The sequence below is a fragment of the Actinocorallia lasiicapitis genome, from assembly GCF_054778695.1.
In genome coordinates this window covers 1-9634 of record NZ_BAAGZI010000223.1, presented here as the reverse complement: position 1 = coordinate 9634, position 9634 = coordinate 1, and the positions used below count along the sequence as shown (strand labels likewise).

Genomic DNA, 9634 nt, shown 5'->3' with positions numbered 1-9634 from the left:
GGCCGTCCAGCGGGGGACGCCGAGCCGGGCGGCGACCCGGCCAGGCGGTTCGGCCCGCCAGGAGCGGTGGCCGAGGACGTCGGGAACATGCGCCCACGGTCCGGCGAGGGCGAGCCGGGCGGCGAACACCTCGTCCTCGCGGAGCATGTTGCGGCGGTCGAGGCCGGTGGCGGTGGCGCGGCGGAACAGCCCGTACAGGGGGTCCATCATCAGATGGCTCTGGTTGAGCAGCCGGAGCAGTTCCGCGAACCGGACGAGCGGATCGTCGTCGCCGAGCCCCGAACCGGTGTACGGGAGGGTCGCGGGGGCGCCGTCGGCGCCGGTGTACAGGGTGGCGGAGGTGACCAGGACGAGCCGGGGGTCGGCGGTGAACTCGGCGAGGGCGCGGGAGACGGCGTGGGGTTCGAGCCGGTCGTCGTCGCTGATCCAGCGGCAGAACTCGCCCGCCGACGCGCGGGCCGCACCGACGAAGTTGCCGAGCAGCCCGACGTTCCTCGGCCGCCGCAGATAGGTGACGCGGGGGTCGGCCGCGGCCAGGGCGCGGCCGTACTCCTCGGTGCCGTCGGTGGATGCGTTGTCGGAGATCACCAGTTCGAGCCGGGGATGGTCCTGGGCGAGCACCGAGGCGACGGCCCCTTCGATCCGGCCGATCCCGTTCCTGGTCGGCAGGCACACCGAGACCAGCGGCATGTCCGTCATGAACCCTCCCCGTCGGCGTCCGCCGGGCGGCGCAGCAGCCGTGCCCTGAGCTCGGGCGGCACCGCGATCACGGTGTACAGCAGGAATCCGCCGCCGCCCGCGACGGCCAGTTCGAGGAACGGCCGGTCCCCGATCAGCAGTGCGCCGCCCGCCATGAACAGTCCGGCGGCGAGCGCCGCGAGTAGTGGCCGCACCAGCATCGGCGCGATGGGCCGCAGATCGACCCCGACCCGGCTGATCACCACGGCGATCAGCGGGAACGTCACGAACAGCGCGACCAGAGCCTGGGCGATGGCCGCGCCGCGCACCCCGTCCAGATGGACGCCCAGGTAGAGCGCGGGGACGAGCACGAGCACCCAGCCGAGGTTGAGCACCGCCGACACCCTGGTCCTGCCGAGCGCGGTGAGGATGTCGCAGGCCTGCGGCACCAGCATCTTCATCACCAGGACGACCGCGAGGAACCGCAGCGGTTCCGCGGCGGGCAGCCACCGCTCGCCGTACATGAACCGCACCAGCGGCTCGGTCAGCACCCCGGTGACCAGCGCGAACGGCAGCACGAACGAGATCAGCACGGTCAGCGACCGCCGGACGCCCGCCGCCAGCTCGCTCTGCCCGAGTTCGGCGAGCCGGGCGTAGCCGGGCAGGGCGACCAGCCGGATCGCGCTGCCGACCATCCCCGGCACCCACATCGACACGTTGGAGGCGAGCACGTAGAAGCCGAGGGTCGCCGCGCCCAGCGGCCCGACCACGACCTTGTCGACGTTGAACAGCATCCCCTCGATGCCGAGCCCGACGACCAGCGGCAGCCCGAACCGGAACAGATGCGCGGCGATCTCCCGGTCGAACGACATCTTCAGCGGCATCCGCGCGAACCACAGCACCAGCACCGCGACGGTCGTGTTGTTGGCGAGCTGCCCCCACACGAAGCTCCATGCGCCGAGCCCCTGGACGGCGCAGAGCACCGAGACCACGGCCTGGACGGCGAACCCGCACAGGTTGGCGACCATGATCCGGTCCTGGCGGAAGGTCCGCATCAGCGCGCCGACCCGGACGGCCGTCACCCCGTCGATCACGATCATCAGGGTGAGGGCGCGGACGACGGCCGTGGCGTCCGCGTTGCCCGACAGGCTCGCGAAGCCGGGCGCCGCGAACCAGAACAGCGTGTACGACAGGAGGCTGAACCCGAACGCCAGGAAGGTCGCGGTCGGCGCGAGCCGCTCCAGCGGTCCGCGCCACTGGACGGTCGCCGCGATGACGCCCATGTCGTTGATGTGCATCAGGAGCTGGCTCGCGGCCAGCGCGATGCCGAAGACGCCGTAGTCCTCGGGGGCCAGCAGCCGGGCCAGCACCAGGCTGATCAGGAACGATCCGGCTTTGCCGAGGATGTTCCCGAACAGGCTCCAGCTCAGGCCGCGCCCGGCCAGCCGGCCGATCGGCGGCGTCGCGGTGGTCACTCCGCCACCCGCTCCAACCAGATCTCGCGCCAGAACATCACGTACTCGCGCGGGCAGTTGGCGCTGTAGGCGCCCTGGCAGACCAGGCCCTCCAGGATGATGTTGGGGTTCTTCATGAGGAGGAGTTCGCCGGTCCGCTCGTCCAGGCAGCGTTCCACCCGGGAGGCGACGCGGGCGGTGCGGCCGCAGTAGCGGGCCATCTCCTCCTCGAAGCCGAGGCCGCGGTTCTTCAGCTCGCCGTTGAGGGTCGCCAGGATCTCCTCGCGCGGTCTGACCCTGACCAGTTCGCCGGGTTGCAGATCGAGGGTGCCGGTGGGGGTGGTGCGTCCGGCACGGCCTTCGACCCAGCCCCAGCGCAGCCCGCCCCTGATCCACAGGAGGCGCGGCAGGATCTTGCGGCTGAGGTTCTGGTAGCGGTTGAACAGGCCGAAGAACAGGCCGCGCAGCGTCAGCGCGAGCGAGGCGTTGCCGCCTTGGACGTCCAGGAGGTACTGGCGTCCGGCATGTAGTGGCCAGCGGCCGGGCGCGGCCCGCAGGATCTCGGTGGCCTGGCAGGAGTAGCGGGGGGTGCCGTCGGCGGCGGGCTCTTTGCGGGTGTTGTCGAGGATGGTCCCGTTGATCGCGACGATCGGCAGCGCGGGGCGCACCTCCTCGGGGGGCTTCTCGCGGGTGGCGGGCCGGAGCCATGCCTCCTTCCAGTACAGCGAGCAGGCCGTCTCGCAGCCGCCGTGGGCCGAACCGTCGCAGCGGGCGCCGACCAGGTGCACGGCCCCTTCCATCCGGCGCAGCCCGCTGTGTTCGATGACGTCGCAGACCTTGTGGGCGGTCCGGTGGACCCGCAGGGTCGTGCCGCAGAACCGCAGCATCTCCGGCATGAACGGCAGGTTCTCCAGTTCACCGTTCTCGTCGAGGGTCGCCAGGATCTCCTCGGCCGACAGCACCTCGACCAGATCACCGACCTTCAAGCGCGCTCCTTCAGTAGCCCGGCCTGTTCGAGTGCCCGTGCCGCGTCCAGGACGGCCGGGAACGGCAGCCCGGCTCTGGCGGCCACGGCCAGCAGATCGTGGTCGCCGTCGGACAGGTTGAGCACCCACAGCATCGCCATTTGTGCCTGCCGGGTGTCGCTTCTGCCACCCGTTGACCCATACAGGCCACGCCGCCCGAGCTGCGGTTCGCCGTGCGGCGACAGGTTGGTGTAGGCGCGGTTGTGCTCGAGGATCTCGACGGCGTCGCGGAGCAGGGCGAGGGTGTCGGCGAGCGCTTCGGGGCGGACGAAGCCGGGGTCGTCGCCGCTGGTGTGGTACTCGGGGTAGCCGGCGTAGGGGGTGCGGGTGAGGCTGCCGACGGGCAGGTCGAAGCCGGGCGAACCGTACTGGCGTTCGTCGTAGCCGTAGGGCGTGAACGGCAGGATCTCGGTGCCGAGCAGCCGGAACACCCGGTCGATCTCGTGGTCGCCGCGGCGGGTCAGTTTCCAGTGCGGGCGTCCCGGGTCGCCGGCGCAGGCGAGGGTGAGGCCGTGCCGGATCCGGTCGACGGGGTTGCGGGCCAGCCAGGTGATCGCGCCGATGGTGCCGGGCGCGAACACGAACCGGTAGGTGTAGTGGGTGTCCTTCAGCCCACGGGCCAGGGCGGCGGCGACGGCCACTCCGGCGAGGTTGTCGTTGGCGAGCGACGGATGGCAGATGTGGCAGGAGATCAGCACCTCGTCGGCGGTGCGGCCGCGGACGACGTGCTCGGCGTAGGTCAGCGAGCCGTCTTCGAGGGTGGTGTCGATGTGGACTTCGTAGTCGCCGTCCTCGAGGGAGTCCAGGGTGCGCTGGGTGAGGCAGAACCCCCAGTCCTCCTGGTAGTAGGAGGTCCGGTAGGGGACGAGGTCGGGCTGGTCGGGCAGGGTGTGGAGGTGTTTTCTGAGCTCGGCCAGCGGCAGGGTCGTGTGGAGCGGGACGCTGTAGCCGACGAGATGCAGGTTCAGCTCGGCGAAGTCGGCGATCTTCCGGCCGTCGGGGGTCTTGATCCAGGCTTCGCGGGCGTTCCATTCGCGGGGCACCGTCCAGTCCAGGACGTCGGTGCCGGTGGCGACCTCGTGCAGTTCGAGGGGGATCCAGTGGTCGAGCAGTTCGAGGGTGCGGCGGACCCCGTCGCCGGTGATGCTGCGGTTCAGCGGGTACAGCTCGCGGACGAGCCCGTGCATGTCGGCGGGGCTCATCAACCGGTCGGCGGGACGGCCGGTGGGGCGGCGGCTCATGGGCGGAAGTTCTCATCGAGGGTGCCGGCGGCTCTGCGGTCGGCGAGCCGGGCGAGGCGGGTGAAGCGCCGGTCGAACGCGGCCCGGGTGAGCCGGTGCTCCCGGTAGGCGGCGACCAGTTCGGCGGCGCCTTCGGGGACGCTCCAGCCGCAGGCGAAACCGGGTAGCGCGGCCCTGATCCGGGTGAAGTCGACACGGTAGGAGCGCGGGTCGCCGCCGGTCTCGCCGGTGACGAGCAGCCGCGACCCCGGCACGGCCGCCGCGACGTGTTCGGCGATCTCCGCGACCCGCAGGTTGTTCTCCTCGGTGCCCACGTTGAACGCCCGCGCGTGGACGGCTTCGCGGGGGGCGTGGAGGGCGGCGAGGAACGCGGCGGCGATGTCGCGGGCGTGGACGAGGGGCCGCCACGGGGTGCCGTCCGACAGCACCTTGACGATCCCGGTGAGCTGGGCGTGGCCGACGAGGTTGTTGACGACGATGTCGGCGCGCAGCCGGGGTGAGAACCCGAACGCGGTGGCGTTGCGGAGCGAGACGGGGGTGAAGGTGTCGTCGGCGAGCGCGAAAATGTCGTCCTCGACCCTTACCTTGGATTCGGCGTAGGGGGTGACGGGGCGGAGCGGGGCGTCCTCGTCGACCAGGGCGTCGCCGCCTGCCGCGCCGTAGACCGAGCAGGTCGAGGCGTACAGGAAGCGGCGCACTCCGGCGTCGCGGGCGAGCCTGGCCAGGCGTGCGGCGGCGTGGTGGTTGATGTCGTAGGTGAGGTCGGGTTTCAGCGAGCCGAGCGGGTCGTTGGACAGGGCGGCCAGATGGATGACGGCGTCGACTTCGGCGAGGTGGCTGGATTTGACGTCGCGCAGGTCGATGGGGAATCCGGCGGGGTCGGCCGGCGGGGGGCCGAGCACGCAGTCGGCGTACAGGCCCGAGTCCAGCCCGACGACCTCGTGGCCGGCCTCGGCGATGACGGGCGCCATGACCGTGCCGAGGTAGCCCTGGTGACCGGTGAGCAGTACGCGCAAGATGGCTCCTTCGAACGCGCGATCAGAGGGGGAGGGAGGTGAGCGAAAGGTTGATCTTGGTGCAGTGGAACGCTTCGGCGTAGCGGGCGTCGCACTGGATGCCGCGGATCCGGGCGAGGCCGCGGAACGCCTCGTCGTCGAACCAGGCGCGGGTGCGCTGGGAGGGGTAGCAGTCGTGCAGCAGCGTGATCTTCTCGGTGAGCTCGCCGTCGGTCAGCGGCACGAACACCGACGGCTGCCGCAGGTCGGACTCCCATTTGACGATCTCGTAGCCGAGGTTGAGGTGGCGGCGGAAGACCGTCGGGACGAGTGCGGCCAGGCCCCGGTGGTCCTGGTGGGCGTCGTGCGGTGACGGGCTGAGGATGACGTCGGGTTCACGGCCCGGCCGGATCGCCTCCAGGGCGTCCTTGGCGTGCTCCCAGTGGGCGGGCAGCCGGCCGTCGGGCACGTCGAGGACGGTGGCGTCGAGGGCCGCGCCGGGGCAGAGCGCGGCGAGCGCTTTGCGCTCTTCCTGCTCGCGCGGGGTGCCGCCGCCCGACAGCACCAGTGCCGTCACCCGGGCTCCGGGGTTGGCTCGGCACAGCCGCAGCAGGGTGGCGCCCGCGCCGATCGCGATGTCGTCGCAGTGGGCGCCCAGCACCAGGATCTCCGAGGCCGCGAGCCGCATCACCGCTCCCAGAGCGCCCACGGCTTGACGCCGCGCGAGTAGGCCTCGTCCAGCGCCATCCGTTCTTTGACGGTGTCGGTGGGCTTCCAGTAGCCGCGGTGCGGGTAGGCGAGCAGCCTGCCCTCTTTGGCGAGCTGGGCGCAGCCGTCGCCGACGAGGTCGCCGCCTTCGGGGATGTGGTCGAAGATCTCCTGCCGGAGCACGAAGTACCCTCCGTTGATCCAGAGCGGCATCTCGGTGACGGGCGTGATCCCGCCGACGTAGCCCTCCTCGCCGAGCTCGATGCAGTGGAAGGTGTCGGCGGGCGGCACGACCAGCATGGACGCGCCCGCGTCGCTCTCCTCGAACCGGGAGATCATTTCCGGGAGGGGGGCGTCGGTGAGGACGTCCGCGTAGTTGGCGAGGAAGATCTCGTCGCCGTCGAGGTGGTCGCGGACGCGCCGCAGCCGCTCCCCGATCGGGGAGGCGAGGCCGGTCTGGACGAACGAGATCGACCAGTCGCTGATGTCGGTGGAGGCCAGTTCGACGCGGCCGCCGCGGAGCACGAAGTCGTTGGAGGCGGTCTCGTCGTAGGTGAGGAAGAAGTCCTTGAGGTGATGGGCGCCGAACCCGAGGCAGAGGATGAACTCGGTGTGCCCGAAGTGGGCGTAGTACCGCATCACATGCCAGATCAGGGGGCGCGGCCCGACGAGCTGCATCGGCTTGGGGACGTCGCCGTGGGTGCCGGTGCGCATCCGGGTGCCGAACCCGCCGCAGAACAGGACGACCTTCACACGATCTCCAGGGTGGGAATCGGGAACACCAGCCGTCCGCCCCAGGCGCGGATGTAGTCGAGCTGCCCGGTCAGCTCCTCGCGCAGGTTCCACGGCAGGACGAGCACGTAGTCGGGCCGGTCGGCGGCGATCCGGTCGGGCGGATGGACGGGGATGCGGGTGCCGGGGGTGTACCGGCCGTGTTTGTAGGGGTTGCGGTCGACGGTGTAGGCGAGCAGGTCGGGCCGGATGCCGCAGTGGTTGAGCAAGGTGTTGCCCTTGCCGGGCGCGCCGTAGCCGACCACGGTCCTGCCTTCGTCGCGCGCCCGCAGCAGGAACCGCAGCAGATCGAGCCTGACCCGCGTGACGCGTGCGGAGAACGCCTCGTAGCCGGACAGCTCGTGCAGCCCCGCGGCCTTCTCCAGGGCGAGCACCTCCTGGACGCGGGGGCCTGGCTCGCCTTCCGGCCGTGCCCACAGCCGCAGGGAGCCGCCGTGGGTGGGCAGCAGTTCGACGTCGACGAGGGTCAGCCCGCCGCTCGCGAGGGCCCGCTGCGCGGAGGCGACCGTGTAGTACTGGAAGTGCTCGTGGTAGATCGTGTCGTACTGGTTGAGCTCGATCAGCGTCAGCAGATGCTGGACCTCGATCGACACCCAGCCGTCGTCGGCGACCAGGGCGCGCAGCCCCCGGGTGAACCCGAGGACGTCGGGGATGTGGGCGTAGACGTTGTTGGCGACGACGAGCCCCGCGGGACCGTGTTCGGCGCGGACCTCCCGCCCCGTCTGCTCGGACAGGAACGCGGTGCGGGTCGGCACTCCCTTGTCGCGTGCCGCTTGACCGACATTGGCCGACGGCTCGATTCCCAGGCATCGGATTCCGCGTCCCGCGACATGCTGCAGCAGGTAACCGTCGTTACTGGCGACCTCGACCACGAATTGCGCGCCGCTGCGTTCCAGCGCCTCCCCGACGAACCGGCGCGCGTGTTCCACCCAGGAAGTCGAGAATGACGAGAAGTAGGCGTACTCGGTGAACGTCTCTTCCGGAGTGATCAGCGGCGGAAGCTGCGCAAGCCGACAGTCGGTGCAGATCCGCAGGTGGAGCGGGTAGGTGGGCTCTGGTTCGTCGAGCCCTTCCGCGGTGAGGAACCGTTCACAAGGCGGTGTGGCCCCGAGGTCCACCACGCTCCGCAGCTCTGCGGAGCCGCACAGACGACAGTTCATTCAGCGTTCTCCAAGAAAAGGAATTGGCCGGATGTGGACGAATCCAGGTCGCTGATACGCGAGAAATTCCCCTCCTCTCACCACCCCCCGTCACCTATCTACAGGAGTTATACGCCGCTCCGCGAGGAATGAATAGCCTCAGTAGAAACGGCGGTCGGTGGAGCGGTCCTGGGCGCCGTCCACAGGGACGTCGGCGCCGTTGACGCCGGAGGCGCGGGGGGACAGCAGGAAGCAGGCGGTGTCGGCCACCTCGGCGAGGGTGACGAGCCGGCCCGCGGGGAGGTTGGCGGCGGTGAAGGCGGCGAACCGTTCGGGATGGTCGCGGTGGGTGTTCCCCCAGCGGCCGCCTTCGAAGTAGACCGAGCCGGGGCTGAGGGAGTTGACGCGGATCCGGTGGCGGGCCAGCTCTTCCGCCAGGACCGTGGCGAGATGGATTTCGGCGGCTTTGGCCACCGAGTAGGAGGAGCGGGTGCCGGGCTTGCGGCCGCTGATCGAGGCGATGATGAGGGCGCTGGCGGCGTCGCTGCGCGCCAGGTGGGGGGTGGCGACGCGGAGGGTGTGGGCGGCGTGGCCGACGTTCAGGGCGAGGGTTTCGGCCCACTCCTGCGGGGTGGAGTCGAGCAGGTCGCGGCCCGCGCTGCCGCCGGCGTTGGCGACGACCAGGTCCAGGCCCTCCGGTCCGCCGTCGGGCCACGGGGTGGCGGCGTGGTGGACGGCCGCGGCGAGCGCGTCGGGGTCCAGGACGTCGGCGGTGACGCCGCGGGCGTCCGGACCCAGAGCGGCCAGGGCGGTGTGGAGGCGGTCGGGCGTGCGGCCGCAGACGGTGACCTTGACGCCTTCGCTGATGAGGGCGTGGGCGATGGCCAGGCCGATGCCGTGGGTGCCGCCGGTGACGAAGGCCGTGCGGCCGGTGAGTCCGAGATCCATGGCAGCTTTCGTACCAGGCGCGGCGGCCGGGCGTCAGGGCCAGAGGGAGCGGACCTCGGCGAGCGGGTCGGGGATCTGGGCGGCGGGGACGTCCCAGCGTCGGACGGTGCGGCCGTCCGGGGTGAAAGCGGGCCAGCCGGGGTCGCCGGTGGACGCGAACGCCAGCCAGGAGGCGCGGATCGCGTCCGACAGCGCGTCGAAGTCGGCCGGGGGGCGGCCGAGGTTCCGCAGCGCCATCGGTGTCTTCGGCAGGCCGAAGGTGAACGGGATGTCGATGCCGTGGGCGGCGCCGTGCTGGGCGCTCCGCCAGGTGAAGTCGTACAGGTAGGTGCGGCCGCCCGCCGCGGCGTGCGCTTCGGCGACGCGGGTGGTGGGGATCCGGACGAGGGCGTCGGACATGAGGGCGGTGAACGCGGCCGTCAGGTCGGGGTGGGCGGCCCGGTAGCGGTCGGCGGCCTCGGCGGGCAGGCCGAGCGTGTCGGCGACACCGCGCAGGTTGATCTCGTCGGCGGGCGGGACGGGCCCGAACGTCCGGTACTCCTCGTGGGTGTACCCGCAGACCAGGTCGACGGCCGGGTTCGGGGCGGCCCACGGCGGGCCGGTCACGAGGTCGCCGTCGATGACGGGTGCGACGGCCCCGCCGCCCTGACGTCC

10 protein-coding genes are annotated in these 9634 nt (G+C 71.3%); all 10 read right to left on the bottom strand.

All coding sequences use genetic code 11. From position 1 onward, the window contains the following. Positions 1-699, bottom strand: a 699-nt coding sequence (locus ACYVE7_RS21985) for a glycosyltransferase family 2 protein (protein WP_460366875.1), incomplete at its 3' end; no start/stop codon positions are given. Continuing rightward, positions 696-2153 carry an oligosaccharide flippase family protein gene (locus ACYVE7_RS21980; protein WP_460366873.1) on the bottom strand — a complete coding sequence of 486 codons (1458 nt, stop codon included), beginning with the start codon at positions 2151-2153 and terminating at the stop codon, positions 696-698. The genes ACYVE7_RS21985 and ACYVE7_RS21980, both read right to left, overlap by 4 nt. Beyond that, positions 2150-3118, bottom strand: coding sequence for a hypothetical protein (locus ACYVE7_RS21975; RefSeq protein WP_460366872.1), 969 nt, complete (start codon positions 3116-3118; stop codon positions 2150-2152). The genes ACYVE7_RS21980 and ACYVE7_RS21975 overlap by 4 nt, the downstream gene beginning before the upstream one ends. After that, positions 3115-4398, bottom strand: a complete 1284-nt coding sequence (locus tag ACYVE7_RS21970; protein WP_460366871.1) for a DUF4910 domain-containing protein — start codon at positions 4396-4398, stop codon at positions 3115-3117. Before ACYVE7_RS21970 ends, ACYVE7_RS21975 begins: the two co-directional genes overlap by 4 nt. Beyond that, positions 4395-5414 (bottom strand): NAD-dependent epimerase/dehydratase family protein, encoded by a 1020-nt coding sequence (locus ACYVE7_RS21965; RefSeq protein WP_460366870.1) that lies wholly within the window; start codon positions 5412-5414, stop codon positions 4395-4397. The genes ACYVE7_RS21970 and ACYVE7_RS21965 overlap by 4 nt, the downstream gene beginning before the upstream one ends. 22 nt (positions 5415-5436) lie before the next feature. Further along, positions 5437-6081, bottom strand: coding sequence for a PIG-L deacetylase family protein (locus ACYVE7_RS21960; protein WP_460366869.1), 645 nt, complete (start codon positions 6079-6081; stop codon positions 5437-5439). Next, positions 6081-6854, bottom strand: a complete 774-nt coding sequence (locus ACYVE7_RS21955) for a sugar phosphate nucleotidyltransferase (protein WP_460366868.1) — start codon at positions 6852-6854, stop codon at positions 6081-6083. Before ACYVE7_RS21955 ends, ACYVE7_RS21960 begins: the two co-directional genes overlap by 1 nt. Beyond that, complete coding sequence (locus tag ACYVE7_RS21950; RefSeq protein ID WP_460366867.1) at positions 6851-8053, bottom strand: methyltransferase domain-containing protein; 1203 nt, start codon at positions 8051-8053, stop codon at positions 6851-6853. The genes ACYVE7_RS21955 and ACYVE7_RS21950 overlap by 4 nt, the downstream gene beginning before the upstream one ends. Before the next feature lie 138 nt (positions 8054-8191). After that, the gene (locus ACYVE7_RS21945; protein WP_460366866.1) at positions 8192-8980 is read right to left on the bottom strand and encodes an SDR family NAD(P)-dependent oxidoreductase; all 789 of its coding nucleotides are present in this window, start codon (positions 8978-8980) and stop codon (positions 8192-8194) included. A gap of 33 nt (positions 8981-9013) precedes the next feature. After that, the coding region (locus ACYVE7_RS21940) for a carboxylesterase family protein (RefSeq protein ID WP_460366865.1) at positions 9014-9634 on the bottom strand (621 nt) is incomplete at its 5' end.